Here is a 26942-nt window from a genome sequence, read left to right on the forward strand (position 1 = left end):
TATACTGTGTAAAAATAGTATAGGTTTTTTGTTTTTTTTATGATGGCTGTTGTTCTAAAACCCAACAGAAATTCATTAAATTTGTACACCTTGGTTTAGATTTTAAATCAAAAAATCTCAAATCGTTAATCTACAATCTAAAATTTTAAATGTCGAGTATAATTCAATTACTTCCTGATCATGTTGCTAATCAAATTGCTGCTGGAGAAGTGGTTCAAAGACCCGCTTCAGTCGTAAAAGAGCTTTTAGAAAATGCTGTTGATGCCGATGCAACCGACATTAAATTGATTATTAAAGATGCCGGGAAATCGTTAGTTCAGGTTATTGATAATGGTAAAGGAATGAGCGTGACTGATGCTCGTTTGTGTTTCGAACGTCATGCAACTTCAAAAATACGTCATGCTGAAGATTTATTTTCATTATGTACAAAAGGTTTTCGTGGCGAGGCTTTAGCTTCGATTGCGGCAATTGCGCACATGGAAATGAAGACCAAACAAGATCAGGAAGAGCTTGGGACACACATCGTAATCGAAGGAAGTAAATTCGTTTCTCAGGATGCGGCCGTTTTACCAAAAGGAACTTCATTCGCTGTTAAAAATCTATTTTTCAATATTCCCGCCCGTCGTAATTTCTTAAAGTCAGATACGGTTGAATTTCGTCATGTAATGGATGAATTTCAGCGTGTGGCATTAGCGCATCCAAATATTCATTTTACGTTTTACCATAACGGTAGCGAAATGTATAATTTACCTGCAGCGGGTTATCGTCAGCGTGTTGTTGGAATGTTCTCCGGAAAAACAAATGAAAAATTAGTTCCTGTTAATGAAGATACTGAGATTGTTAATGTTCAGGGATTTGTTTGTAAGCCAGAATTTGCGAAGAAAAACAGGGGAGAGCAATTCTTTTTCGTGAACGATCGTTTCATAAAAAGCGGTTATCTGCATCACGCGGTTATGGCAGCTTATGACGGACTTTTGAAAGACGGATCTCAACCGAGTTATTTTTTATATTTACAAGTTCCGCCCAATACAATTGATATCAATATCCATCCAACTAAAACAGAAATTAAGTTTGATGATGAACAAGCTTTATATGCTATTTTAAGAGCGTCAATTAAACACAGTTTAGGACAGTTTAATGTAGCGCCGGTGTTAGATTTTGATCGTGATGCGAATTTAGATACGCCATATCATTATAAAGATTTAGAAGCTGAAACGCCTACAATTCAGGTTGATGGAACTTTTAATCCGTTTACGGATGATAAAACCAATCAGCATTATACCAAATCGGGTTCTTCAGGATCTGGATCAAGTTCAGCTTCAAGCTATAGTTCGGGATCAAATTCTTATTCCGGTTATTCAAAAAGAGTTGAGCCAACTACAAGTTGGGAAAGTTTATATGTAGGTTTGGATACCGAAAGTATCGAAAGCTCGCCTTTTACTTTTGAAAATGAAGAAGTAACTTCATCATTATTTAACGATGATGAGGTAGAAACGGCTCCTCAGAAAACCTATCAGATTCATAAAAAATATATTGTTTCGCCTATAAAGTCCGGAATGGTTATCGTTGATCAGCAACGTGCACACCAACGTATTTTATATGAACAATTTTTACTGAATATGACCGTAAATCAGGCTTCAAGCCAACAATTGTTATTTCCGTTGAATTTGTTTTATTCTTCAGATGAAATGACATTGATCGAGGAATTAAAACCTTCATTAGAAACAACAGGATTTGTTTTTGAAGATGCTCAGGCAGATCATATTGTAATATCAGGAATTCCGGTCAATATTACTGAAAGTGAAGTTTCATTGGTAATCGAACAATTATTAAGTGACTTGCAGGACGGAATTCCGGCGAGCAGTTACAGTCAGAATGATACCATTGCAAAATCAATGGCCAAGAGTTTAGCGGTTAAAACAGGATCGTATTTAACCGAAAAAGAACAGGATAATTTAGTCAACGGTTTGTTTGCCTGTAAAGATCCTAATATTTCACCTTTTCAAAAACCTACTTTCATCACCATGCGTGTTGAAGATATAGATAAAAAGTTTGCCTTATGATGAACATGACTCCCGTAGTAAAACAATTATTGATAATTAATATCATCTTTTTTATTGGCTCCCAATTGGTGCCTGTTTCTTACGAGTATTTTGCTTTGTTTTTTCCGCAAAATCCTGAATTTAGAGCTTGGCAGCCAATCACGCATATGTTTATGCATGGTGGCGTAATGCATATTGCATTTAATATGTTTGCTTTGTATTCTTTTGGTTCAACATTAGAACATTTTTGGGGTGGCAAAAAATTCTTGTTTTTTTATATTTCATGTGGTTTAGGAGCGGCTTTAATAAACTTTGCTGTAAACTATTATTATTTTCAGGATGGATTAAATACACTGATTGCTAACGGGGTTAACAAATTGCAAGTCATGGAAGTATTAGATCAGGGAAAAATCGATACAAGATGGCAGCAATTGCTTACCGTTTCTGAATATAGTCATTTTACAAGTGCTTATTTTGGGACTGTTGTTGGTGCATCTGGAGCGATTTATGGGCTTTTGGTTGCTTTTACATTTATGTTTCCTAACGCTGAATTGGCTTTGATGTTTATTCCTATTCCAATTAAAGCTAAATATTTCGTTCCTGTTTATATGCTTTTATACGATGGTTTCTTCGGAATTCTTGGAAATTCATTTATGGGAATTGGAGATGGAGTAGCACATTACGCTCATATTGGAGGCGCACTTTTTGGTTTTTTAATTATGTGGTACTGGAAAAAAAATCAGTTTAATGGGAATCGTTGGAATTAATTTTTAACTTTAAGTTCTAATTGAAAAACTAAAAGAGAGTTTATGAATATTTTAGATGATTTAAAACTACAATATAAAATAGGAGGAATTGCGCTGCGTGTTATTTACTGGAACGTTGCTTGTTTCTTGATTTCATTGGTGTTTTTTTATCAATATTCGGGTGGTGGTTTTGCTTATCCGGACTGGCTGGCGTTGTCGTCAAATCCAAATAGTTTTTTATTCAAACCCTGGACTTTTTTAACGTACTCGTTTTTTCATTCCTCATTTTGGCATTTGTTGTTTAATATGATGGTTCTGAACTTTGCGAGTCAGTTATTTCTAACCTTTTTTACTCAAAAGCAATATTTAGGATTGTATATTTTAAGTGCCATTTTTGCCGGAATTGTATTTGCATTAAGCTATTATTTTTTAAATTATTCGGCATCTATAGTTGGCGCTTCTGCTGCAATTATGGCGATTTTAGTGGCCGCTACGACTTATCAGCCTTTAATGGGCGTTCGTTTGATGTTTTTCGGCAATGTAAAATTATGGCATATTACGGGCGTAATTTTAATTCTTGACTTGATGCAGTTTCGTTTAGATAATATGGGTGGGCATATTTCGCATTTGGCTGGTGCAGCATTTGGATTTATTTTTATTAAATTGCTTCAAAACGGAACTGATTTGAGTATCGTTATTTCCAGGGTATTAGATTTTTTTACTAATTTATTTAAAAAGCCTGCAACCCCTTTCAAAACGGTTCATAAGAATTACAAAAAACCTGCAGAGAAACCTATTTCAAGAATTGTGACAAAAGATAAAACACAACAGCAAATTGATGAAATTTTGGACAAAATTAGTCAATCTGGCTACGATTGTCTGACCAAAGAAGAAAAAGAATTTTTGTTTAAAGCAGGAAAATAATCCTTCTAATAAAAGAATATGAAAAACCTGTCTTGGTTTAATAAAATAATGTTCTTTTTGAATATAGTGCTAACAGTTATAACTTTTAGTGTCTATATTCTTCCTTTCTTAGCACCTAAAACTTTTCCACTTTTAGCTGTGCTAACGCTTTTTATGCCAGCGTTTTTTGTGCTTAATGGATTATTCTTTATTTATTGGGCGATACAGTTTAAAAAGCGTCTTATTTTGTCTGGTTTGGTATTGCTTACCGGAATTACATTTATCAGTAAATTCTATAAATTTTCTGCAAAAGAATATGTCAAAGACGAAAAGGATTTCTCGGTTATGAGTTATAACGTACGTCTTTTTAATGTTTTTAAATGGTTGGATCGTGATGATATTCCCTCTAATATTAAAACTTTCATTGATGAACAGGATCCTGATATCTTGTGTATTCAGGAATATTCAAATTCTGCCCATCTGGATTTGAAAGTATATCCCCATCGTTACATTTTTATCGACGGAAATCAGATCAAAACTGGTCAGGCCATTTTTTCGAAGTTCCCAATTATTAATGAAGGAAATATTATTTTTCCTAAATCTGATAATAATGTCGTTTATGCAGATATAAAACGTGGGAAGGATATTATTCGCGTATATAATATGCACTTGCAATCCATTAAGATTTCACCAGATGTGTCAAATATTTCAAATGACATTGACAATGTAAATCAACAGAAATCGCAGCTTATGTTTACAAGAATAAGTAAGGGATTCAAGCAACAGCAAGAACAGGCCGAAATTTTTAAGGAGAATATAAAAGAATGTAAAACGCCTTATATTATTTGTGGTGACATGAATAATAGCCCATTTTCGTACGTTTACCGAAATATTAAGGGAAAACTAAAGGATACTTTTGAAGAAGCAGGAAAAGGTTTTGGAGCTACCTACAAGTTTAAATATTATCCTGCAAGAATAGATTATATTTTCTCAGATAGTAAAATGAAAGTCAAAAAATTTGAAAGCTTTCCTAATTTCGAAAATTCAGATCACTATCCAATCAAAGCAATATTGTCTATGGAATAATTTGAATCAATTTTTGATTCTTTAAATAATCCATAGCGAATTTCCCTTCATTAAAAAGCAAATCTAAAACACTTAGATTATTGATAAAGCCGTGTTTGTCATCAAAAACTTGTGGATATTTTTCAAATGAATTGGGGTCTTTCTTCCCGTTAGCTAAAATTCTGAAATCGATCATGTTTTCAGTAGTCATGAAATATTCTGTTGTTTTGCTGAATTCTAATTTCATTCTTAAACACTTTGTTACGATATCAAGTACCTCCATGTTTAGGTCCATTAAGAACGTGTGCTTTTTTTCGAATACAGGACGAATGTCATCTTCAAAAAACTCAAAAAATGGAGAGCTTCTATAGGCAGCTTCAAGAGATTTGAAGTGCTGTTTTTGCCAGTCGAATTCATTCTCAATAAATACATCTTTTGTTTTTTGATGAGCCGCTTTAGAATGTTTTACAGGAATGTTTAATAACTGAATCCCGTTTGGACTATAGATATAAGTGCGGTTTCTATTGGTTTGTTTTTGAAAATTATCTTCCATTTCAAACGTAATATTTTCAGACTGAGCCAGAACTGCAAAGTGGCTAATCGAAGGAAAATAAGTAGGAAGTAATAGTGAGTTCATTGTATATTTTTAGTTTAATCGGTAAATCGTTTAACCGTACTTTTAAAGAACGATTAAACGATTTACCAGTTCAACGAATAAACGTTTTTTATGCTTTATTTTCTTTTCTTTTTTTCCAGAAATATTCTCCCACAAAATAAGCAGCAAGTAATATTAAGAAATATTTAAAGTACGATTGTGGTTGTCCTTCACCATCAACAGTAGTGAAAACCCTGTCCCAACGAATTTTGTTGATTCCTTTTCCATTTGTATCCCAGCTTAGCCAGATAAATACTGGTTTACCTACAATATGATCTTCAGGAACGTATCCCCAATAACGACTGTCTTCAGAGTTATGGCGATTATCTCCCATCATCCAATAGTAGTTTTGTTTGAAAGTATATGTGTTGGTTTGCTTTCCATTTATAATAAAATGAGAACCATCTATTTGCAATGTATTGCCTTCATAATTAGTAATGATATCTTTGTAGAATGGCAATGATTCATTCGTTAAAGCAACTGTTTTTCCTGCTTCAGGAATATAGATTGGACCATAATTGTCTTCGTTCCATTTATTAATGTGAGGAAAAACTCTGTCATCATTACCTTTTGCTATTTCTCTCACTACACCTGTAACACCGGGAATATTTTTTAATCTTTCGGCATTAGTTTCTGTTAAGGCACCAAAAAATAAAGTATCCTTTTTGACTTGATCTTTAAATCCTCTAACATCAACAAGATTGACATTCAATTCTTTTAAAAGTGATTCGAAATCTATTGGAGTTTTTCCGTCTAATGCTACTGCATACGAATATTGAGGTTTTGCTCTTTCAGGTAAAACTAATTTTTTCCCGTTAATGAATACATAGCCATCTCGTACTGATAAACTATCTCCAGGGATACCAACACATCTTTTTACGTAATTTGATCTTTTATCGATAGGTTTATAAACGCCAGGTCTTCCTTTTGGTTCATAAAAATAATGTACAGTATCAACGGGCCAGTTGAATACAACAATGTCTGTTCGCTTTATTTTTTCGAATGCTGGTAATCTGAAATAAGGTAATTGCGGCCATTTAAGGTATGATCTTTTTTTTGTTAAAGGAATGGAGTCGTGAACCATTGGCAAGGCAACAGTAGTCATTGGAACTCTAGGTCCATAGTTTAATTTACTAACGAATAAAAAGTCACCAATTAATAATGATTTTTCTAATGAAGAAGTTGGAATTGTATAAGGTTGTACGACATAAGTGTGTACTAATGTTGCTACGATTATAGCAAAAAGTAATGAACTTACAGTATCAGCAGTTTTGTTTTCAGGAGTTAAGGATCTATTAGCGTTGTATTCTAATTTTTGAGTATAGTTTACATAATAGATATAAAAACCGAGCGAAAAAATTCCTAGAAAAGTATCTAAAGTCGATTTTTTACCAAATGTTCTTAGTGTCTCTACCCAAATAACAGGAAACATAATCAAGTTTATAATCGGAATGAAAAGTAACAATGTCCACCATGTTGGGCGGCTAATAATTTTCATTAAAACTATAGAATTATACACAGGAATTGCAGCCTCCCAGCTTTTACGTCCCGCAGCCTGATATAACTTCCAGGTTCCCAGAAAATGAATAATCTGTACGGCTAAGAAAAAAACAAACCAAAGATATAGTGTCATAATATTTTGTTTAAAGATTTAAGCTTAAGGCTGTTCGTATAAAAAACTCTAAGCTTAAGATTTATTTATTTTAAATTTAAAACATCTTTCATACTGTAAATACCCTTTTTACCAGCCAGCCATTCAGCAGCAATAACGGCTCCAAGTGCAAAACCTTCACGATTATGTGCAGTATGTTTTAATTCGATGCTGTCTACAATAGAATCATAAGTTACAGTATGTGTTCCCGGAACATCTCCAATTCTTTTTGCTTCAATATGAATTTCATTGTCTTTAGCTTCATCAAGAGTCCAGTTAGCGTAGTTACTGTTTTCAATAACTCCTTTTGCCAAAGAAATTGCAGTTCCGCTTGGGGCATCCAGTTTTTGAGTATGATGAATCTCTTCCATAGTCACTTTGTATGAGTCAAATTGTGACATGATTTTTGCTAAATATTCATTTAGTTCGAAGAAAATATTAACTCCTAAACTAAAGTTTGAGCTAGAAATGAATCCACCTTGCTTTTCGTTGCAAAGAGCGACCATTTCATCAAAATGTTCCAGCCAGCCCGTCGTTCCTGATACTACGGGAACATTCGCATGGAAACAGCTTGAAATGTTATCAACGGCAGCAGTAGGAACGCTGAAATCTATTGCAACATCAGCTGTTGAAAGTCCGTCGTAAGTATTGAATTCATCTTTCTTTAAAACAATTTCATGACCTCTTTCTAAAGCAATTCGTTCAATTACTTTACCCATTTTTCCGTATCCTAAAAGTGCAATTTTCATTTTGTGTATTTTTTGAATTTCTAATAGTAAACTAAGACTATTAGAATTTGTAATTAAAAGTTAGTCCAACATTTGGTTTAAAAGTTACATCGGCGGGATAAATTTCCGGACGGAGTGATAATCTTTCATTTACGTTGAATTGAATCAATGCAGCATCGACATTGGCATCGATAATATTTAAAACATAAAAACCTACCACAAACAAAGCTGATAAATCTCTGTTTCGTTGATAGAATTTTTGACCTGCAATAAGTCTGTCATCATCTAAAAACTGGTAATTATCATCGTTGTAGCCTTCAAGTCTTCGTTTATAGGCATCTCGATAATCGTGGTATTTTTTGTTATTGTCAATGTAAAAATATAAGCTGGTACCAATTGCGCCATAAACTAGTGGAATCTTCCAGTATTTTTTATTGTATGCCTGACCTAAACCTGGTAATATAGCCGAATAAAAGGCTGCTTTTGCTGGGGTCAGCGGGTCTATTTCTTCTAACTTGGTAGTGTCTTTAACAACCAAAACCGTGTCTTTTTTTGCCTGGGCAAAAAGAGAAACGGTTCCTATAAGAAAGAACAATAGACTTATGGGGACAATTTTATTCACTATCCGTTTATTAATTTTATAATTCTATCAAAGTCAGCTTGCGAATTGAATGGAATTGTAATTTTTCCTTTTCCGTTGCCAGCGACTTTTATATCAACTTTCGCACCAAAATAATCGTTGAAAGTGTTTTTTTGGGTTTCTTTAACAAGGAATGAAGACTCTGTTTTTGCTTTTGCTTCTCCTTCTGGTTTTGGTTTTACGCCTTCGTGATAATTTTTCACCAAAGCCTCCGTTTCACGAACAGATAAATTCTGGCTTACGATTTTTTGGTAGATATCAGTCTGAACGTCTAAATCTTCAATATTGATAATTGCTCTACCGTGTCCCATGCTGATGAAACCATCACGAATACCAGTTTGGATAATCGGATCTAATTTTAAAAGACGTAAATAATTGGCAATTGTAGAACGTTTTTTTCCAACACGCTCGCTCATTTGCTCCTGAGTCAGCTGAATTTCGTCAATTAAACGCTGGTATGAAAGTGCAATCTCAATCGGGTCCAAGTCATGACGCTGAATATTTTCAACCAAAGCCATCACTAACGACTCATTGTCATTTGCAATACGAATGTAAGCTGGAACATGTGTTAGGCCTACCAAAGTTGACGCGCGCAAACGACGTTCTCCGGAGATTAACTGATATTTATTGAATTCTAATTTTCGAACAGTAATAGGTTGAATCACACCAAGTTCTTTAATAGAAGTGGCTAATTCGCGTAAAGATTCCTCATTAAAATTGCTTCTGGGCTGAAATGGATTTATTTCGATAGCACTTATTTCAAGCTCTATGATATTTCCAACAACTTTGTCAGCATTTTTATCTTCTACTGATGTAATGTCGTTTTCCGGATCTTTTAATAATGCTGATAATCCTCGTCCTAAGGCTTGTTTTTTAATTGCTTTTGTCATAAAAACTATTTACTGTTTTTCTTTATAATTTCCTGAGCTAAATTGATGTAATTAACTGCTCCTTTGCTGGTTGCGTCATAGTTAATGATACTTTCGCCAAAACTTGGTGCCTCGCTCAATTTTACATTTCGCTGAATAACGGTATCAAAAACCATATCGTTAAAGTGTTTTTGAACCTCTTCGACAACCTGATTAGATAAACGCAATCTTGAATCATACATTGTAAGTAATAATCCTTCGATATCAAGATCTGGGTTGTGTATTTTTTGAATACTTTTTATAGTGTTCAATAATTTTCCTAATCCTTCAAGTGCAAAATATTCACATTGAATAGGAATAACTACAGAATCAGCAGCTGTTAAAGCATTCAGGGTCAATAAACCTAATGACGGTGCGCAGTCGATAATGATAAAATCATATTCGTCTTTAACACTTTCCAGCGCTTTTTTAAGCATGTATTCTCTATTTTCTTTATCGACCAATTCGATTTCGATGGCAACAAGGTCAATATGTGCTGGTATCACGTCAACATTTGGAGCCGAACATTTAACAATAGTTTCTCTAGGAGTGTTACTATGCTCAAGTATTTGGTATGTTCCGATTTCAACAGATTCTACGTCAATCCCAAGGCCAGATGTGGCATTTGCTTGAGGATCAGCATCAATCAGTAATACTTTTTTTTCTAAAACACCTAATGAGGCTGCAAGATTTACAGATGTAGTAGTCTTTCCAACGCCTCCTTTTTGATTAGCAATCGCAATGATTTTGCCCATTTATTTTCTAAATTTTGAACCGTAAAAATACAATTATTTATGGTTTTTGAAAATCTATTTTGTTAACATTTGCTAAACTTTGGCTAATCGTTATTTGGTGCGTGTTTTAAAGATTTTTATTTCTGCTATTAAAAAAAATGCCAGCGGAATTTCGTTCTGTTTTCAATATTATTTTGGAAAATAATGCACAAATTTTCAATCTGAATATATAACTATGAATTTAAATTTTGACATTTTTTATCCTTCAATAATTTCATCTCAAATAAAAATATTTCTTATTTCTCAAATTGTTTTGGATAAGCAAAAAATAGTTATATATTTGCACCCGCTTACGGGGTGTAGCGTAGCCCGGTTATCGCGCCTGCTTTGGGAGCAGGAGGCCGCAGGTTCGAATCCTGCCACCCCGACAAAAGAGCCTTTCAATGGCAGTCAAAACCCTTTAAATCGTATGATTTAAGGGGTTTTTCTTTTTATTCAACTCCAAAATATTCAAGTGTCTCGTCCTAAAATAACGATACTAATTTATTAGATAAAAATAATTAATTAAACAGTTGCAAGAACGTTCTTGCAACTGTTTTGTTTTTATAGGTTCTTATTTGCATTTGATTTTGACAATGCATTTGATTTGGTGTTAGCATATGATTAGAATAATGTGGTCTTTGCTCATTGTAAATATTGATCGATTCCTTTATAATTTGTCTTTTTATTTTTATTTTTTGATGATATTTATCGATCATAAATTTTTGTTTTAAAATTCCATTAATTCTTTCAGCTACGGCATTTTCATACGGGTCTGAGTTTTGTGTCATACTGGATAAAACTTTGTTTTCGATTAGTCCCTTTTGATATTGGTTGGCGCAATATTGCAAACCTCTGTCTGAATGATGGATTAAGGTCAAGGTATTGGATTTTCTGTATTTAAGTGCCATTTTCAATGCCTTTAAACTACTTTGTGTATTAAGATTTTCTGCAACATAATAGCCCATTATCTTCTTTGAGTAAGCATCTGTGATCAAACTTAAATAACATGATAATCTCTTTTTCCGATGTAAGTAATGTCGGAGACCCAAACTTGTTCAGGACGATTTATCTCTAGATCTAAAATTTAACAAGTCCTGAACTTGTCAATGCATTTTTTAAGGAATACAAGGAAAAAACTTATATTTTTAAAATATACGAAAAATCTTGTTTTTAAAACATTATCCTCTATATTTGTCCAGACTAAACTGAAATTTTTCGTAGCATTATTACAACGAACCTTCTCGAAACCAAACCATTATGAAACATCCTAAATTAAAATCAAAAAGCATCTTTCCGACTTAAAGCGTTGAGTAATTAATTACACCATTCAATAATAAATGAAAGACGCTATATAAAAATCTTAGCTTTGAAATCTATAAAATCAATCCAAATATTAAACAATGAAAATACTAAAAAACCACTTATCCAAAATAGCATTTGCTTTGGCCATTAGCGTATTATTTGTGAGTTGCAGCCCATCTGAAAATAACTCAACCACTACAGACAAGGCTTCCAGCTATACCGATGTAGAATTATTTAAATCCATTTTTTTTGGAGTTGGAGAATTTGCAGTCCATATTAACCAACTAAAGAGCAAAATAGATCTAACAAATAATTTAAAAGGGGATAAAAGAACAGAGGTAGTAAGTAAGCTGGATATTCTAGTCAAAGAGATTAAAACTAAAAACCCAAGCTTCTTCCCTGAATTCAAACAACTTATCACAAGTGGGGATCAAAGAAAAGTCCAAGTAGCTATTGAATTGGGCTCTACCATGATTAAAGAAAACTTCGAGGTAATATTTCCTGAACTAAAAAAAGTTTTTCTCAAAGTAAAATCCGACATCTATACCGGTAAACTAAAACTTAATAAGGAAGACAGTTTTAAAACATACATGCAAACATTTCAAACTGCCATTGACAAAGGAGAATACGACAGTTTACTAAGAAAGAACATGATAACAGATGAAAATGAGTTTCTTGTTCCTTGCACCTGGGCTGTCGCATGTGTGGCTTATTTTGCAATAGCAGCACACAACACTGTGGCAGTTACTGCGCTGATATATTTTAAATTCGCATTTTGGGGGCCAAGCATTAATGGAGGCAATCAGGTTACTTATGACGGAGCAATTGATAATGGATTAGATTATACAGGGATGGATTATATTGGACCCGATGATATAAGGCCGCCTTTACCAATAACAGATTCTGAAGAAGCTACCTTACAAACAGAGACTTTAGTTAATGAAATTGCCGAATATTATGCAGAGAAGTAAGTTTCTTAATGGCAAGAGTTATTTTTTAACTTTTGCCATTTGTTCAATTTTTACCTTTGTATTTATTTCAGGAGTATTTCTCTACACCGTACAAGAAAATCCCATAAAACTGAATATAAATTTAGAAAATAAACTTTTCACATTTGTTCCACAGGGCTGGGCTTTTTTTACCAGAAATCCAAGGGAGGCACAAATTGTAATATACCAGAAAAACACAGACAATACCTTCGAAGAAATTTCACAAAGGCATTCATCTTATAAAAACTTGTTCGGACTAAAAAGAAAGGCATCAAAGATCATGTCTGAATTACAATTCATTAAAAGGGAAATTAATGATAGCCTTTATCAGAATACGATGTGGAGCTATCAGGAAAAATTATATACTAAATTACCTTTGTCATTAATTTCAGTACAAAATCAGATGAAAGATCAGGTACTATGCGGCGAATATATCGTGATTTATCAAAAGGCAGTCCCATGGGCTTGGAGTAGATCTTTACACAGAATAAAAATGCCTGCAAAAATAATTCGCCTAAACATAAAATGCAATGATAAAGAAAATTAACAACCAAATAAAAACGTCGTGTTTAACGCTTTTTCCCTATACAAATACTGTAGGATTTGCAAGAAGCATACTTGCTTTAGGTACTTTACTCACTTTGATTTTCAATCCTATCGGTATATTGTTTCATAAAAAAATTGACGGTACCATACTAAACCCTTTATTAAACCCTGTAATACCTATAAATAAATATAATTTTTTTACACTATTTGGCTTTGATAACATCGTCTACATGAAAGGACTGGCAATCCTGATCCTTATTATAACTATTTCGGGTTATTTCATAAAAATAACTTCATTGCTGCATTGGTGGATTTGCATCAGTTTTCTTTATTTTTCATCAATAATAGACGGAGGAGATCAAATTGCCTCTATATTAAGCTTTCTATTGATACCATTTTGTTTAACTGATCTAAGAAAAAACCACTGGCAATATATGCAACCTTACGATTCTGCATTAAATATTATAGGTTTGTTTTCGATCTGGATAATACGGATTCAGGTCGCCATTATCTATTACCATGCTTCGTTAGGAAAACTAAGTGTGCCTGAATGGGTAAACGGTACGGCAATTTATTATTGGTTTAACCATAGTGTTTTTGGAATGCCAACCAGTATTTCAATATTCATGAACAAACTATTAAGTAATCCAGTTATTATCTCACTGCTCACTTATAGTGTTATTGTACTTGAAATTTTATTATTCTTAGGATTACTGGCATCTTTAAAATATCGCAAAACAATTCTTTGTTTTGGAATTTTATTTCATTTTTTTATTATCATTTATCATGGCATATTTTCATTTTTCTTTTCCATTTGTGCCGCTCTTATATTGTTTCTCTATCCTACCTATCAATCTATTAATTTTAAATTATGGTCTCTAAAAAAATAAAAATACTGTATCTCATTAGTCTCTCGATATTTTTAACTTATCTTCTAATATTATTCTATCATTATTCAGAAATTCCTCAAACAGTTGCTTCTCATCTGGATATAACTGGCAAAGTAGACGGGTATAGCAATAAGAATTCATTGTTGATTTCTTCTGGCGTCAATCTACTTGTATTAGTTTTTCTCGGGCTTTTGATAAAAAATCCAAAATCGGCTAATTACCCAGTTGAAATCACTGACGAGAATAGAGAAAGTGTATATAAAAAAATGCAATTTTTTTTATGTATAACAGCAATTATTACCACGTCTGTTTTTTCATATATGGTATTTAAAGCGATTGGCCTCGAAAAGGATTTTATATATCTAGTTATATACTTGATCGCAACTCCTTTACTTACAATATTTTATTTTGGAAGAGATAAAAAGAATTAAAGCTAGACGGAATGATGTTCTTACTTAATTTTTAAATAGAATCCTAATACTGATTTTGAATAAAACATTAAAAAACAATATTTTATTTAGGATTTTCTCACAACTTCGTCAAAATTAAAATCTGCTGAAATATTACTTTTATTGATTCTTATGATGTTGACCCCACTTATAAGCTGTTTTAGAAAATGAATGGATACTAACTTAATGGATTTTTCACTTTCAAATATCCTTATTGATTATGTTTATACTTCCAAACCATCTAGAAAGCGGTTGGAGAATTGTACCGTTAGGCTGGGACAAAGCGTATTCGAAACAGAAAAACATCTATTACAATGAGGCCTAAATTTTCTACTGAACAACAATTTTCATATATTTTCATATAAAAGTACATTGACTCATTGCAATTAAATTGATCAAGGAAACAAAGGGCTACAAGGTAAGTCATTATAAATGAGACCTATTCGGCTACCCTTTTTGGAAGAGTACTTGAGAACACCAATAAAATCAACGAATTAAGGAATAGGTAGGTCGTCCTGCCACCCCGACAAAAGTCTTTTCATGTATTTGAAAAGACTTTTTTTTTGCTAAAATACTGAGCTTTAAGACTTACTTTGAAAGACTTTTGAACGGTTACGCGTCCCGATTGAAATCGGGAAGGCTGCAGGTACGAATCCTGCCGCCCCGACTTCACAGGACAAATGGATTTATTTCTGTTTTGTCCTTTTTTATTGCCGTGTAAACTGCTATCAATCGTGTAAATATACGCTGCAGCTTCAGAAACATGAAGTACAAATAATAAACACATCTTAATCACAATAAAAATAAGATTTCAAATATTTGCCTATATTTCAGTAATTTCAAGAACAACACTTGTCTCAACCTTAGATGAAGAAACTCGTAGCCCAACATTCATCAGATAATCTCCAGTAAAGGAATCTCCAGATTCTTCAAGTGTCTTTTTTCCTTCGGGCATCAAATTTATTTCCTCCACTTTATAGGTTTTATTCGGATCTAAACCTTGAAAGCGAACGGAATTGTATTGCGGATCATAGAGCGGATGAAGTGTATAAGAGAATAGTACTGCTTTGCTTTTGGCATTATCAACATACATTAATACTGCTCGGGTTTCATCATAAGGAGAGATAATTCGGTACATATCACCATGCCAAATTACTGAACTTAATCGCTTATAATTAGCAACTGCATCTTGACAATACTTCAATTCTTTTTCTTTGAGTTCTTTTATATTAATATCGAATCCCAGTTTACCCATCATGGCCACATCAGTTTTAAATTTAATCGATTGATTTCCCCATGATGTTACGTGATTACAAATTGAAAAGGCTGGAAAAAACTGTGAATATCCCCATTGTATAAACACTCTATTGTATGGATCAGTATTGTCACTTGCCCAAAACTCTGTAAAATATTTAAGGAATGCATAATCAGTTCTGCCTCCCCCGCCTGAACAAAGCATCATTGGCAGATTTGGGTATTTTGCTTTAATTCTGTCTAAAACTTTATATAAACCTTTAGTATAATCAATAAACAAATGTGATTGTTGATTTTTAAGATATGTTGAATAAGCATTAGTCATCATTCTGTTACAATCCCATTTAAAAAAGGCCACCCCTGAATTAATTTGCATAATGTCATCTACGGTTTTGAATACAAAATCTTGTACTTGTGGATTGCATAAATCCAAAACTAATTGGTTGCGATAATAATTTTCGGGTCTATTAGGCAATTTTAAAACCCAATCAGGATGCTTTTCGTATAATTCACTTTTAGGATTGACCATTTCCGGTTCTATCCAAATTCCGAATTTTACCCCAGTTTTTTCAGCTTCTTGCATGATGAAGCCAATCCCGTTAGGTAATTTCGTTTTAGTTGCTTGCCAATCTCCTAAACCTGATTTGTCTCCACTTCTAGGATACTTATTTCCAAACCAGCCATCATCCAATAAGAACATATCAACACCTAATGTCTTTGAGTCCGTAAACATATCTGTCAATTTCTTTTCATCAAAATTGAAATAGGTGGTTTCCCAATTGTTTAATAACGTCAAACGAGGTTTTTCGCCATCTTTAATTCCGTATTTTCTAGCCCATGCATGTAAATTTCGACTCGCCTGTCCTTTCCCTTTATTTGAAAAAGTGTAAATAAACGAAGGTGTGATAAAATTTTCCCCTGATTGAAGACTATATTCTGAAGCAAATGGATTGATTCCAGAACTTATGCGGAGAGAATTTTTATTGTCTAATTCGAAAGAAAGCTTGAAATTTCCTGACCAGGCAATTGTTCCTGCCACAAGTTCTCCAGAATTTTCATCAGCTTTAGAGTTAAGAGACAAAAAGAAAACAGGTGTTTGATACATATTGTTGCGGACTCCTAATTTCGAATCGATAACTTTAGTACCGCTAGTTAATTCACTTTCCTGCATACGAACTTCCTTGGCCCAATCCCCATGAAATTGAGTTAGCCAATAATGATCGGCGTCAAAATGCAGCATCGAAGATGCATAATTATATAACATAACCGGTTTCTTTTCGTGATGCTGAATTTCTGTCCATTGCTCAATTACGTTTTCATTGTAAAACGCTTTATAATGAAGCGTCACTTCTACGGGATATTCCTGATCTTTTAATTTTATAATGGTTTCAATGGTATTAGCATCAATTTTTTCTATACGATGGCTTACATAAGTTAGTTCCAAAGATGGATTCCCATCATTATGGGTCATTCGAATTGCCGATTCAAACAAGTTGTCCGTTCCAAATGTTGGATATGCTTGATGTCTTAAATTAACCAAAGGGTTTCCGTCATTTATTACAAATGTTTTGGCATTTTCCTTTGAAAGTTCATTGTATCCAGAATTACTTTTCAGCTTTGCTCCTAAGTAAGTTTGATAAAGCAAGCCATTCTTTCCTGCTTTTAAAATCAAAGCTGTACTTTGAGTTTCTATCTGAATTTGACCATTTTGCGCATTGGCTTCATAAAAGAAAGCTGTAAGTGCTAATAGAATCATTACTTTTTTCATAGTTATTTTTTGATAATGATATGTTGTAATTTTATTTTTGATTTATGATTGAATATTATTATCTGTATTTCCAAGTGAACAACCGACAGTCCTATAAAATAACAGATGGTCTATTAGCCTTAATACCCATACTTTTTTTAATTGTTTTCTAATCTGTCTGCGATAAGCTATTAAAGACTGATATTTATCGTATCTCCGTCATTAATAACCTTATTAATGAATGTTTTCTTCCCATCAGATACCGTGATTTTTAGTTTTTTATCCACTCTTTCAACGGTAATGTCAAAATTATGTTCGAATGCATAGATATGGCGTAATTTCATCAAAGGCCAGGATTTAGGAAGGCGCGGCGTAAAATCGAAACTGCGCAAACCTGTCGGGCGGATACCAAATAATCCTTCAGTGAAAATTCTGCAATACAATCCGCTTTCAGCCGAAAGGTGTCGTTGGTCTCCTTCCGGATAGGCTTCTACTGGGTAAGGAACGTGGTCGCCCAATAAACGACGGTTTGAGTAATAATGTAAAAAATCCAATGCTTTGTCTGTTTCTCCTGCAGCTAATACGCCTCTCAGGGCATATAAAGTTGATCGGTCCCAAAATATTTTATCGCCTGCAACACTGGCAAGACCATCATTAGTCCATAATCTTGGTGAAAATAAAGCGGCTATAGTTCCGTCTTTGCGATCATAGATACCCATTGTAAGCGGTGTGCATATCCATGCTCTTAGAACATCATTTTCTTTGTAATATTTATAGGTTTCAAATCCTTCTACTTTCGAACCAAAATAGTTAGAAATGGATGTTCTTAATTTTTCAGCCTGAGTTTTATATGTTTTAAGCTGCGCTTCGTCTTTTCCTAAAGCTTTGCCCAAATAAACAGCTGAAATAAGTGCATCATAGTATAAAGATGAAGTGTTAAGGTTCGCTTTTCCGGCTGGAAGACGTCCTTCTAATTCATCGGAATCTGAAGTTACTACGCCATCACTGTTTAATTTTCTGTGACAATATTCTAAGCACCATTCAACCAATGGCCATAATTGGTTAGCCTCATTTGCATTTCCTTTCGAAAGAGAATAACGGGTTGTACCATAGGCTATCATGGCTGCATCGCCGCGGTCACCCGCACCATCCCAGATATCAGTTCCCTCTGCAACGATTGAACTCGGAATGGGTTTGTATTCTTTGTTCATGAATCTTGCAAAATGGAGGTAGGCATTTAATGATGCCTGGTTGCCGTAATCATATCCTAAATATGGAAAAAAAGGTCCAATATATTCCGCTTGGTCATTGGCCCAAATGGCTGCATAATATGATTCTCCTCCCGGGCCGTGCATTGGGCCGCCCTTAGTTTCGAAAATACTTTCTGAAGCCCTAATTTTAGCAAAGGCAAATTCTGTATTCAAAACTTGGTCTGGGGTTTCCAATACCAGCTTGTTCCATATTTCATGAATAAATTTTAGGCGTTTGGTTTTTTCTTCCTCTATATTTACAACGGGAGCTTGTTCATTTGCTTTAACACCAGAATAGAAAACGGAAAAACTTATTGCTTCGTTTTCTTGAAGATTAAAATTACCTTGATTAGAAAGATCTACATGAACAGCATAACTGCCTTCTGTTCCTTTTGTCGGATCTGAAGTATAAATAGCATTTGATTTTGGAATTTCCACTGCGCAGGTTTTTCCGGAAATATTTTTAATGGTGTAAATTTCACAATAGCCTGATAAATTTGTTGATGGGAAGAATTGTCTGGTTAGCTCAAGTGTGGTGCCGGCATTACTCTTAACAATCAATGTCCCATTGAGGGTTAGTGAAACTACTTTTTCGGCTGCGATAGGTTTGTAATTCACTGTTACCAAATCAAAAGCGTCTTGTGCAAATCGGCGCGTAAAACTTGCATGAGTATTATTGGGAATCGTTCTGAGCATTGGCCAAACTAAGCTACGGCTAGCGTGGAAGGAACCGTCTGCAGCTACACCGTATCGGAGAACACAGGAGATTTTTTTGCCACTCATTTCAATATGGTCATCATGAGGAATGTTGTTGTTTACTTGCCAAGAAATAGAACCATCCTGATCGATTTGCCAACGGCGGTCTTCCTGCGAAAATGATTTACTCGTTATGAGGCAAAAAGTAACAAGGGCAAATAAAAAATGGTTTCTTTTTTGTTTAAATGATCTGTTCATTAAATTTATTTTTAAATTGCTATTATCCAGTATATTAATAACGTTTAAATGAATATTCTACTTATTCTGTTATTGTTTGCAAGATGCATTTATTTTTTGTCCTGAATTTACCGGGATATCAATAAATGTATATGAATTTCCGTAATCGTCTTTCTTGTGATTGGCAGTGATTTTTTTATTGTTTACAAATATCACTTCATGATTTCCAGAAAACGTGGCTCTCCATTGTATAGGAGCGCTACCGTTATTATGAAATGTCGTCTTTTGGCTTTCTTGTTTTACAAATAGCTCCGTATTTAAAATGGGTAAATTGTCTACTTCGGAGATTGTTCCATTTTTTCCGCGATATAAAGTAGTTACCATTTTTTTTGTGGCATCGGGTTCTATTCCCATGTAACCATGTATAATACCTTCGATTACACCATACGAAACTTCAGGATATTCTCTTCTTTTTGTTGTAGGGTCGGTGAGGTACAAAATATAGTCATAGGCTTTGTCTCCAAAACCGTATTTGTACAGTAAAAAAGGAAGATAAGATGAACTTTCAATATTTCCTTTTTCTGATATAATGTGTTCAATTGCTTTTTTAGTTCGGTCTGAGTCTGTCAAAGCCTCAAACCACAATAAAAAGAGTTCTCCTCCGTCTTTGCTAAATTTTCCATTGCTTGTATAAATGGCATTATAACTCGAAGTCGTATTGTCCCACCAAATTTGCTCTATCTGTTGTTGGTATTTTGCTGCCTTTTTTTTAAAGAATTCTGCTTTTTGAAGATTTCCTTTTTGTCTCAAAACAGAAGAATATGTTAACAATCCACGGTAAATAGCTGCAACTAAATCAACGCCCATTTTTAGCCCAGGTATCCCTTCGGAGTATGATGCAAGTCCGCGGCATCTGTGAAAATCGTCTTTAATGTTAAATGGAGTAGCGGGATTTGGAAATTCGGGTCTTGTCAATAATGAGTCTGCCTCCAAAACCCAACGATTTATATATTTGGTTGCGGATTTTTCAAAGAAATTTTCAAATTCTGGGTTTTTTATATAGCTTTCGTCACCTGTCCATAAGTACAGTCTCCAACAAGCAAACATGACGTCAAAATTACTGTTGAGATTATACCAGAATTCTTTGTCATTTCTATAATCTTCAGGTGCCGGTTTTCCATATTTATTGATCTCCCAGTAGGAACACCAGTCTTTGCTTTCTGAAATGTTTTTGGCAAAGAGCGAAAGCATATTTTTATTTTCTTTACCAAGTCCCAGTATTTCAGCACCAATGCTTTGGTGGGATACATCCCGCATACAAAAAGCTGATCGGGTGGGAAGTGCAGCTTCGTACCAAGGGCCAACGGGGTCATTTGAATTCCCTTTGTAACTCAAAGCCATGCTCTTCGCACGGTCAAAAGCCAGCTCCACTGCCGGATCTGATGACTTGAAAGTTACTGTTTTATTTTGACAGAATGCATTAAAAAAGAAACAGCAATTAGCAACTATAATAATTATAAATCCATTTTTCATGTGGCGATTTTATATTTGGATTGTTATTAAAAAGCATATTACGGATAATAAATCCGGTATTCCCAGCATAGCATTGTTGAATCAAATAATGTATTGAGTCTTTTTACGGATGTGCTATTTTTGAGGTTCAGTCAAAATTAAAATACAAACCCACATAAATTATATGTGGGTTTGCAAACCTCCTATTTTTTTAATTATAACCAGGATTTTGAACAAGACTTGTCCTGTTTATTTCATCTCTTGGTATTGGTAATAAATAATGTTGAGGTTTGAAAATTCTATCTTGGACCTTTGTGTATTTATAAGTCTTTGACCCATCACTATTTTTGGTAATGACCACGCCCATTAAAGGTTTGTTTTCTGTTACATCGGCTATTTTCCAACGACGAACATCATAATAACGGTATCCTTCCAAACACAATTCAACTTGTCTTTCATTACGGATTTTATTTTCTAAGGCTATACCTGTCAGTCCTGCCAATGGAATTGTTATTCCGGCACGCTGTCTAATTGCATTTAAGTACTGTATAGCTGTAGTTTCGTTTCCTAGTTTGAACTGTGCTTCAGCATAATTAAGATAAATTTCACCTAAACGAGAGACAATCCAAGGTTTATTTGTTTGTGTTTCTGAATTATAATTGAATGTAGTATCACAATATTTACGGAATGTATAACGAGTTGCACTATTGTTCCAATTATCCCATCCTTGAGGAGAGTCCAATCCCCCTTCATAAAATTCTGCCTTATTTGAACTACCAGCATCATAACGATCTTGACAAAATTCTGGCTTGCCATAGGCACGTCCATCGTATACAATATTTTTGTAAAAACGTGGATCTCTGTTTACATACGGTTTTTGCGGATCATACCCTGAAGTAGGATCTGTAATGTCTTTACCATCTGCAGTTCCGTAAGCATCAATTAACCCTTGGCTTGGCGCAAATGAAGCCCATCCATGGAAACCACTTGGAGACATAAACATTTCTACACCATTGAAAGCATTCCACTGTGGATCTTTACTGGATAGGCGAGAAAAAATAATCTCCGAATTATTGGTTGTGAAAAGATCAGCATAGTTTTTGTCATAAAGATGATACATGTTTAAATCAATTACAGCTTTTGCGGCGTCAGATGCTTTTTTCCATTTGTTCATATCATTAGACGTATTCCATTGTGGACTGGCAGCATAAAGCAATATTCTTGATTTTATGGCAAGTGCGGCACCTTTTGTGGCTCTTCCAAGGCTAGGAGCAGTTAAAGGCAATAAATCAGCTGCTTTGTCTAACTCTGCCACAATAAAATCAACTGATTGATCGTAAGTGCTACGATCCACTTTGAAATCGCTGTTTAATTCAAAAGGTTTTGTGATTATTGGTATTCCTCCATAATCGTTAGTCAGCTTAAAATAAGCATATGCTCTTAAGAAAAGAACCTCTCCTTTTAATCTATTACGCCAAGCTTCATCTCCTGGAACATCGTCTATTCTAGATAAAAATATGTTGCAATTTTGAATGGTAGCATAGGTGGGTTTCCAAATATCAAATTCGTTTGCATTATCTGGAGTTAAAGCACCGGAATTTATTGTTACGGAGTTGTAATCGTTAAATTTGTTATAAGCCTCATCACAAGAAGCAGATAACGCCCAACTGCGATTTGTTTTGTCATTCCAATTGTGCTGGGTTGTTGGTACTACGTTATAAAGATTATTGGCAAAAGCTTCTGCCAGTTTCAAATCATTCCATACGGTCGCATCCGTATAAGAATCCAAAGGAACTTTGTCTAAAGGATCTTCACTGCAAGATATAAGAGATGTAATTGCCATAAAAAAGGAGGCAAGAATGAATGCCTTATTTTTTATGCTTATTAGTTTACGGGTTTTATAATTTTTCATGTGTAATGATATTTTTTGTTGGACTATTACAATTCAATGCTTAAACCTATTCTGTAGATACGGGTTTGTGGGTAATTAATCCCCGTTTTATTGTCGGTTTCAGGGTCTAGATTATATTTTTTCATATTATCGATAGAAAATAAATTTGTTCCACCAGCATAGATTCTAGTATGTTTTACACCATATTTGCTAAGCAGGCTTTCTGGCAAAACATATGATACTTCTAAAGATTTTAAGCGAAAGAATGATGCGTCTCTAAGCCAAAAGTCTGCATCAATATTGTTTCTCGAATCGGCACTATTGAAAGCTATAGGGTACTGGCCATTAGGATTCTCTGCAGAATATCTTCCGTCATACAGCCATGTAGGTGGAGATACAATAGATCCTTGTGCTTGTGGTAGTATCATTTGTTTGGCCATTGATTGTCCAGTCCATAGCAAATCTATTGATATCCCTTTGTATTCAGCTCTCATAGGAATACCGTATGCCATTTTTGGTGTTGCCGATTCTGGAATTCTAACCTTGTCGTTAGAAGTAATTTTGCCATCATTGTCTTTGTCTTTTATCCAAATATCACCAGGTCCTGCTCCTGAAAGATGAGGGGTGTTGTCCACATCTGCTTGTGTGCGATAAATGCCGTTTGTTTCATAAACTAACCAAGAATCAATTGATTTTCCTGTTGATTTTTGCCATTCTGGTATATTTGCTGCTTCGTCGCGGAAAAGGACTTCACTTTGGGCATAAGTAATATTAAAGCCAATACTATATTTGAATTCCCCACTTGTTTCTGCATAATTCAAAGACATATCAGTACCTCTATTAACAGTTTCTCCAATGTTTTCTTTTGGAAGTGCCAATCCAGTATATAAAGGAACAGATGCGTTTCTTTGAGTCAAAATGTCTGATCGTTTATTTTTGAAATAGTCAACACTAGTTGTCAGTCTATTGTCGAAAAAACTTAAGTCAAACCCAATATTTGTTGAATTTTGTACTTCCCAAGTAATGTTTGGATTCGGCGTAGCAGAAAGGTAAATGCCATTATTTAAGATATAATCAGAACCAAAATAGCTATAAAGCTGTTGGTCAGTAACTAATTGATATCTTGTCAAGAAAAGGTATTGGTTCAACTGACCGTTGCTTCTCATGTCATCATTACCCATTTTCCCCCAAGAAGCTCTTATTTTAAGCTGGTCAATTCCTTTTACATTATCTTTAAAAAAGTCTTCTTCGGATATTTTCCAACCTGCTGATATCGCAGGGAACATTCCCCATCGAGTTTCAGCCGGGAAATTGAATGATCCGTTATAGCGTGCAGAAAGTTCAGCAAAATATTTGTTGTCAAAGTTGTATGCCACGCGTCCTAAATAACTTTCTCTTCCATCTTGGTATGCGCTGCCAGTTGCATTTTGTCCAACAGTGCTTCCTGTAAAAATTTGATCCAATTGATCACTCAACAAATCTTTTCTATAAGCATAAGTTTCTGTTTTGTCCATCGTTGTTTGCTCGTATCCAACGAATGCATTGAATCCGTGTTTGCCGAATTTACGATCGTATGCTAATTTTATGAAATAAGTATTTTGATTTGCAATTTGCTCGTCTTGCGTAACACTTGTTACGGCAGTGCTGCTTTTTACGTTGTTGTAGCTATCGTTTGTTAGGTCATAAGAATAAGCATCCCAAGGTTTGGTGAATTTTTTTTCACTGCGAACATTGTAATCAAATGCTGCGTATCCGTTTAAAGATAAACCTTCTGTAATCTTTGGCAATTTTAGGTCAAATCCTATTTTTGGATTCACCACAAGGTTAATAACTTTGTCATATCCTGCTGCTGCCGATGACATTAAAATAGGGTTTCTTCCATTTGCAATCCCTGAAGAAGGTAAACCATTTGTCCAATATGGAGGAATGAATGGGTACATACTAACTGTTTCATGCATAATGTTTCCAATGCTTATCGCTGGGTATACTCTGTCTTCTTTACGGGCAGCAATATCTAGGTTGACTTTAAAGTTTGATGAAATATTAACATCAATATTTGATCTTAAATTGAACTGTCTGTATCTTTCATCACTCTCTCTAAGATTACTTTCTTGATTTAAGAACTGACCTGAAAAGAAATACTTAACTTGTTCCGTACCTCCATTAACGGAAAGAGACATGTTGGCTTGTGGTGCGTCTTTTCGGTATGTCTGTTTAAGCCATTGTGTGCTAGTGTAATTAGGGTCATTACCGGCTTTGTGTTTGTCTATGTCAGATTGTGTATAAGGAAGTGTTTTTCCCTGATTCGCATTGAGTTCGTTATAGTAAGTCATGTATTGCCAGGAATTAACTTTTTCGTCTATTCTTGTTAATTGCTGAATACCATACGAACCATCAAATTTGATAGTTGGTGCACTAATTTTACCTCTTTTGGTTGTAACTAAGATTACACCATTTGCAGATCGAACACCATAAATTGCTGCCGATGCATCTTTCAGAACAGTAACTGATTCAATGTCATCGGGATTTATTCTATTCAAATCGCGATCTGGAATACCATCTACAACTACAAGAGGGCTAGTACCACCTCCAAACGAATTGAACCCTCTGATTAAAAGGCTGGAGTTGTCATCACCAGGTCTTCCAGAACGGTTATTGGCTATAACACCAGACATACGTCCTGCGATAGCATTTGAAACGTTTGCTGAAGCATTTTGTGTTAAAACTCCCCCTTTAACAGATGAGATGGCGCCTGTTGTCGTTCCCTTTTTCTGCGTGCCATATCCTACAACAACAACTTCACGCAAGTTTTCATTTTCTTCTTGTAATTGAATATTCATTGCATTTGCTGCAGAAAATTCCTTGGTTGAAAAACCTGTGTATGAAACGACAAGAATGCTATTTGAATCAGGAACATCAATTGAGAAATTACCATCTATATCAGTAACGGCTTCATTTTTTGTCCCTTTCACAAGTATGTTGGCACCAGCTAGTGGTATCCCTTTTTCATCTGTTACTTTGCCCTTAATTGGTTTTTGTACTGTGAGTAAAACATTTATGCTCATCGCTTTTGTCAGCTCAGAATAGGATAGATTTGGTCTTGTTCCATTGACCCTATTTGTTGGAGAGTTATTTAATTTCAAGGAAAAGTTTGTGTCTTTTAATTCTGTTGCTGCCGAAACTTGTAATGTCATGGCTAATAGGAATCCGGATGTTAGTTTGGTGAGTTTCCAGATTTCAGAAGTAAGCCGATCATTTTTTGGCCTGTCTTTAATTAGTAATTTCATGGTTTTGCAATGGTTTTAATTTATATAATTGAGTTAATTAATACACATGTAAATGACTGCCATTCGCGCTTAAGAAATAAGTACCCTTAAAAAGTACAGCTACTAATTGCTTTGGATTTCAGCAGCTGTAGTTAATAGTGAGCAGACAAAAGAGACAATAAGTATGGTTTTGCACTATACTATACTATACTACTATAATGATGCAAACATACAAATTTATGTTTTAAAAAATTCACTTTTTTTTATGATTTTTTTTAAAATAGTAGTGTTAATTTTTTCCATTTAAGAGAAATAGCTAGAAAAATAGGGGATTTATTATTGTATTAACATTGACTAATGAAGTAGGATTTAATCAAAATTGAAAAAAAAGGGATATAACTATAACTAGCTACAACAGCAATCACACTTTTTAGAAGGGAATTAAGACACATAACTACAATTAAAATCCCACGAAAATAGTAGCAGGATCTTCTAGTTGATTTGTCCAGGAAATCTTAGTTTTATTTAGAATAATTATAATATGGCAAAACATATTAATAAGAAACCAACTTGCCGAAGTAAATTCAAGTAATATCAGGAATATGCGAGTTGCAAAATTTAACATCCTGAATATAATTAAAGACTTAGTTCCTATAAATAATGAATTCGATTTATTTGAAGAATCCAAAAAAATGGACAGTTTCAATTAAAATTTTTGCTCGCCATTCGACAGGCATTATATTAAGAAGATTTCTTAATAAGAATACTCTTTTAACAATAATCCAGTTGCTATGAAAAA

21 protein-coding genes and 1 tRNA gene are annotated in these 26942 nt (G+C 34.2%); 9 read left to right on the plus strand and 13 right to left on the minus strand.

The features are described from left to right. The first annotated feature begins 149 nt into the window (after positions 1–149). From mutL to J2X17_RS13685, 4 genes are read left to right on the plus strand one after another with little or no spacing between them, the layout of a single operon-like run. A complete protein-coding gene (gene mutL, locus J2X17_RS13670; RefSeq protein ID WP_310299006.1) occupies positions 150–2063 on the plus strand; it encodes a DNA mismatch repair endonuclease MutL in 1914 nt (637 codons plus the stop codon). Continuing rightward, positions 2060–2809 carry a rhomboid family intramembrane serine protease gene (locus J2X17_RS13675; protein ID WP_310299009.1) on the plus strand — a complete coding sequence of 250 codons (750 nt, stop codon included), beginning with the start codon at positions 2060–2062 and terminating at the stop codon, positions 2807–2809. The genes mutL and J2X17_RS13675 overlap by 4 nt, the downstream gene beginning before the upstream one ends. 42 nt (positions 2810–2851) lie before the next feature. After that, positions 2852–3712 carry a rhomboid family intramembrane serine protease gene (locus tag J2X17_RS13680; protein WP_310299011.1) on the plus strand — a complete coding sequence of 287 codons (861 nt, stop codon included), beginning with the start codon at positions 2852–2854 and terminating at the stop codon, positions 3710–3712. A gap of 18 nt (positions 3713–3730) precedes the next feature. Further along, positions 3731–4777: an endonuclease/exonuclease/phosphatase family protein gene (locus J2X17_RS13685; protein ID WP_310299013.1), complete on the plus strand. Its 1047-nt coding sequence runs from the start codon at positions 3731–3733 to the stop codon at positions 4775–4777. On the opposite strand, the gene J2X17_RS13690 is transcribed toward J2X17_RS13685, so the two are convergent. From J2X17_RS13690 to J2X17_RS13715, 6 genes are all read right to left on the minus strand, one after another. Continuing rightward, a complete protein-coding gene (locus J2X17_RS13690) occupies positions 4767–5393 on the minus strand; it encodes a WbqC family protein (RefSeq protein ID WP_310299016.1) in 627 nt (208 codons plus the stop codon). The genes J2X17_RS13685 and J2X17_RS13690 overlap by 11 nt on opposite strands. Before the next feature lie 88 nt (positions 5394–5481). Then, positions 5482–7044: a signal peptidase I gene (gene lepB, locus J2X17_RS13695; RefSeq protein WP_310299019.1), complete on the minus strand. Its 1563-nt coding sequence runs from the start codon at positions 7042–7044 to the stop codon at positions 5482–5484. A 65-nt stretch (positions 7045–7109) separates the two neighbouring features. Further along, on the minus strand, positions 7110–7811 hold the full coding sequence (dapB, locus tag J2X17_RS13700; protein WP_310299021.1) for a 4-hydroxy-tetrahydrodipicolinate reductase: 702 nt from the start codon (positions 7809–7811) through the stop codon (positions 7110–7112). Between the two features lie 40 nt (positions 7812–7851). Further along, the gene (locus tag J2X17_RS13705) at positions 7852–8412 is read right to left on the minus strand and encodes a DUF5683 domain-containing protein (protein WP_310299025.1); all 561 of its coding nucleotides are present in this window, start codon (positions 8410–8412) and stop codon (positions 7852–7854) included. After that, complete coding sequence (locus J2X17_RS13710; protein ID WP_310299026.1) at positions 8412–9320, minus strand: ParB/RepB/Spo0J family partition protein; 909 nt, start codon at positions 9318–9320, stop codon at positions 8412–8414. The genes J2X17_RS13705 and J2X17_RS13710 overlap by 1 nt, the downstream gene beginning before the upstream one ends. Positions 9321–9325: 5 nt before the next feature. Further along, positions 9326–10093, minus strand: a complete 768-nt coding sequence (locus tag J2X17_RS13715; RefSeq protein WP_310299029.1) for a ParA family protein — start codon at positions 10091–10093, stop codon at positions 9326–9328. Between the two features lie 332 nt (positions 10094–10425). On the opposite strand from J2X17_RS13715, the gene J2X17_RS13720 reads away from it, so the two are divergent. Next, a tRNA-Pro gene (locus J2X17_RS13720) sits at positions 10426–10500 on the plus strand. A gap of 132 nt (positions 10501–10632) precedes the next feature. Here J2X17_RS13720 and J2X17_RS13725 read toward each other — a convergent pair. Then, positions 10633–11163, minus strand: coding sequence for a DDE-type integrase/transposase/recombinase (locus J2X17_RS13725; protein ID WP_310299032.1), 531 nt, complete (start codon positions 11161–11163; stop codon positions 10633–10635). 351 nt (positions 11164–11514) lie between these two features. On the opposite strand from J2X17_RS13725, the gene J2X17_RS13730 reads away from it, so the two are divergent. Genes J2X17_RS13730 through J2X17_RS19050 form a run of 4 tightly spaced genes read left to right on the plus strand, consistent with a single transcriptional unit; the run spans position 11515 to position 14272 of the window. Further along, complete coding sequence (locus J2X17_RS13730) at positions 11515–12387, plus strand: sporulation delaying protein family toxin (RefSeq protein ID WP_310299035.1); 873 nt, start codon at positions 11515–11517, stop codon at positions 12385–12387. Continuing rightward, positions 12374–12952 (plus strand): SdpA family antimicrobial peptide system protein, encoded by a 579-nt coding sequence (locus J2X17_RS13735; protein ID WP_310299038.1) that lies wholly within the window; start codon positions 12374–12376, stop codon positions 12950–12952. The genes J2X17_RS13730 and J2X17_RS13735 overlap by 14 nt, the downstream gene beginning before the upstream one ends. Beyond that, positions 12936–13841 (plus strand): sporulation-delaying protein SdpB family protein, encoded by a 906-nt coding sequence (locus J2X17_RS13740; protein ID WP_310299041.1) that lies wholly within the window; start codon positions 12936–12938, stop codon positions 13839–13841. The genes J2X17_RS13735 and J2X17_RS13740 overlap by 17 nt, the downstream gene beginning before the upstream one ends. Beyond that, complete coding sequence (locus tag J2X17_RS19050; RefSeq protein WP_409025260.1) at positions 13823–14272, plus strand: DUF1648 domain-containing protein; 450 nt, start codon at positions 13823–13825, stop codon at positions 14270–14272. Before J2X17_RS13740 ends, J2X17_RS19050 begins: the two co-directional genes overlap by 19 nt. 556 nt (positions 14273–14828) lie before the next feature. Here J2X17_RS19050 and J2X17_RS13745 read toward each other — a convergent pair. From J2X17_RS13745 to J2X17_RS13770, 6 genes are all read right to left on the minus strand, one after another. After that, a complete protein-coding gene (locus J2X17_RS13745) occupies positions 14829–15077 on the minus strand; it encodes a hypothetical protein (protein ID WP_310299044.1) in 249 nt (82 codons plus the stop codon). 36 nt (positions 15078–15113) lie between these two features. Next, positions 15114–17312 carry an alpha-galactosidase gene (locus tag J2X17_RS13750; RefSeq protein ID WP_310299047.1) on the minus strand — a complete coding sequence of 733 codons (2199 nt, stop codon included), beginning with the start codon at positions 17310–17312 and terminating at the stop codon, positions 15114–15116. 170 nt (positions 17313–17482) lie between these two features. Next, complete coding sequence (locus tag J2X17_RS13755; protein WP_310299049.1) at positions 17483–19495, minus strand: hypothetical protein; 2013 nt, start codon at positions 19493–19495, stop codon at positions 17483–17485. 69 nt (positions 19496–19564) lie between these two features. Next, on the minus strand, positions 19565–21007 hold the full coding sequence (locus J2X17_RS13760) for a hypothetical protein (RefSeq protein ID WP_310299052.1): 1443 nt from the start codon (positions 21005–21007) through the stop codon (positions 19565–19567). A gap of 190 nt (positions 21008–21197) precedes the next feature. Continuing rightward, positions 21198–22898: a RagB/SusD family nutrient uptake outer membrane protein gene (locus tag J2X17_RS13765; protein ID WP_310299055.1), complete on the minus strand. Its 1701-nt coding sequence runs from the start codon at positions 22896–22898 to the stop codon at positions 21198–21200. A 26-nt stretch (positions 22899–22924) separates the two neighbouring features. Next, positions 22925–26164, minus strand: a complete 3240-nt coding sequence (locus J2X17_RS13770) for a SusC/RagA family TonB-linked outer membrane protein (protein WP_310299058.1) — start codon at positions 26162–26164, stop codon at positions 22925–22927. Positions 26165–26942: the final 778 nt, after the last annotated feature.

This window comes from Flavobacterium aquidurense (assembly GCF_031458035.1).
GTDB classification, from domain to species: domain Bacteria; phylum Bacteroidota; class Bacteroidia; order Flavobacteriales; family Flavobacteriaceae; genus Flavobacterium; species Flavobacterium aquidurense_C.

What these genes read in the sequence shown, in the direction of transcription:
- lepB (WP_310299019.1), bottom strand. Translation starts at nt 7,044, where the DNA reads ATGACACTATATCTTTGGTTTGTTTTTTTCTTAGCCGTACAGATTATT.
- J2X17_RS13710 (WP_310299026.1), bottom strand. Translation starts at nt 9,320, where the DNA reads ATGACAAAAGCAATTAAAAAACAAGCCTTAGGACGAGGATTATCAGCA.
- J2X17_RS13680 (WP_310299011.1), top strand. Translation starts at nt 2,852, where the DNA reads ATGAATATTTTAGATGATTTAAAACTACAATATAAAATAGGAGGAATT.
- J2X17_RS13690 (WP_310299016.1), bottom strand. Translation starts at nt 5,393, where the DNA reads ATGAACTCACTATTACTTCCTACTTATTTTCCTTCGATTAGCCACTTT.
- J2X17_RS19050 (WP_409025260.1), top strand. Translation starts at nt 13,823, where the DNA reads ATGGTCTCTAAAAAAATAAAAATACTGTATCTCATTAGTCTCTCGATA.
- J2X17_RS13740 (WP_310299041.1), top strand. Translation starts at nt 12,936, where the DNA reads ATGATAAAGAAAATTAACAACCAAATAAAAACGTCGTGTTTAACGCTT.
- J2X17_RS13730 (WP_310299035.1), top strand. Translation starts at nt 11,515, where the DNA reads ATGAAAATACTAAAAAACCACTTATCCAAAATAGCATTTGCTTTGGCC.
- J2X17_RS13755 (WP_310299049.1), bottom strand. Translation starts at nt 19,495, where the DNA reads ATGAACAGATCATTTAAACAAAAAAGAAACCATTTTTTATTTGCCCTT.
- J2X17_RS13735 (WP_310299038.1), top strand. Translation starts at nt 12,374, where the DNA reads ATGCAGAGAAGTAAGTTTCTTAATGGCAAGAGTTATTTTTTAACTTTT.
- J2X17_RS13765 (WP_310299055.1), bottom strand. Translation starts at nt 22,898, where the DNA reads ATGAAAAATTATAAAACCCGTAAACTAATAAGCATAAAAAATAAGGCA.
- dapB (WP_310299021.1), bottom strand. Translation starts at nt 7,811, where the DNA reads ATGAAAATTGCACTTTTAGGATACGGAAAAATGGGTAAAGTAATTGAA.
- J2X17_RS13745 (WP_310299044.1), bottom strand. Translation starts at nt 15,077, where the DNA reads ATGTGTTTATTATTTGTACTTCATGTTTCTGAAGCTGCAGCGTATATT.
- J2X17_RS13685 (WP_310299013.1), top strand. Translation starts at nt 3,731, where the DNA reads ATGAAAAACCTGTCTTGGTTTAATAAAATAATGTTCTTTTTGAATATA.
- J2X17_RS13715 (WP_310299029.1), bottom strand. Translation starts at nt 10,093, where the DNA reads ATGGGCAAAATCATTGCGATTGCTAATCAAAAAGGAGGCGTTGGAAAG.
- mutL (WP_310299006.1), top strand. Translation starts at nt 150, where the DNA reads ATGTCGAGTATAATTCAATTACTTCCTGATCATGTTGCTAATCAAATT.
- J2X17_RS13770 (WP_310299058.1), bottom strand. Translation starts at nt 26,164, where the DNA reads ATGAAATTACTAATTAAAGACAGGCCAAAAAATGATCGGCTTACTTCT.
- J2X17_RS13675 (WP_310299009.1), top strand. Translation starts at nt 2,060, where the DNA reads ATGATGAACATGACTCCCGTAGTAAAACAATTATTGATAATTAATATC.
- J2X17_RS13750 (WP_310299047.1), bottom strand. Translation starts at nt 17,312, where the DNA reads ATGAAAAAAGTAATGATTCTATTAGCACTTACAGCTTTCTTTTATGAA.
- J2X17_RS13760 (WP_310299052.1), bottom strand. Translation starts at nt 21,007, where the DNA reads ATGAAAAATGGATTTATAATTATTATAGTTGCTAATTGCTGTTTCTTT.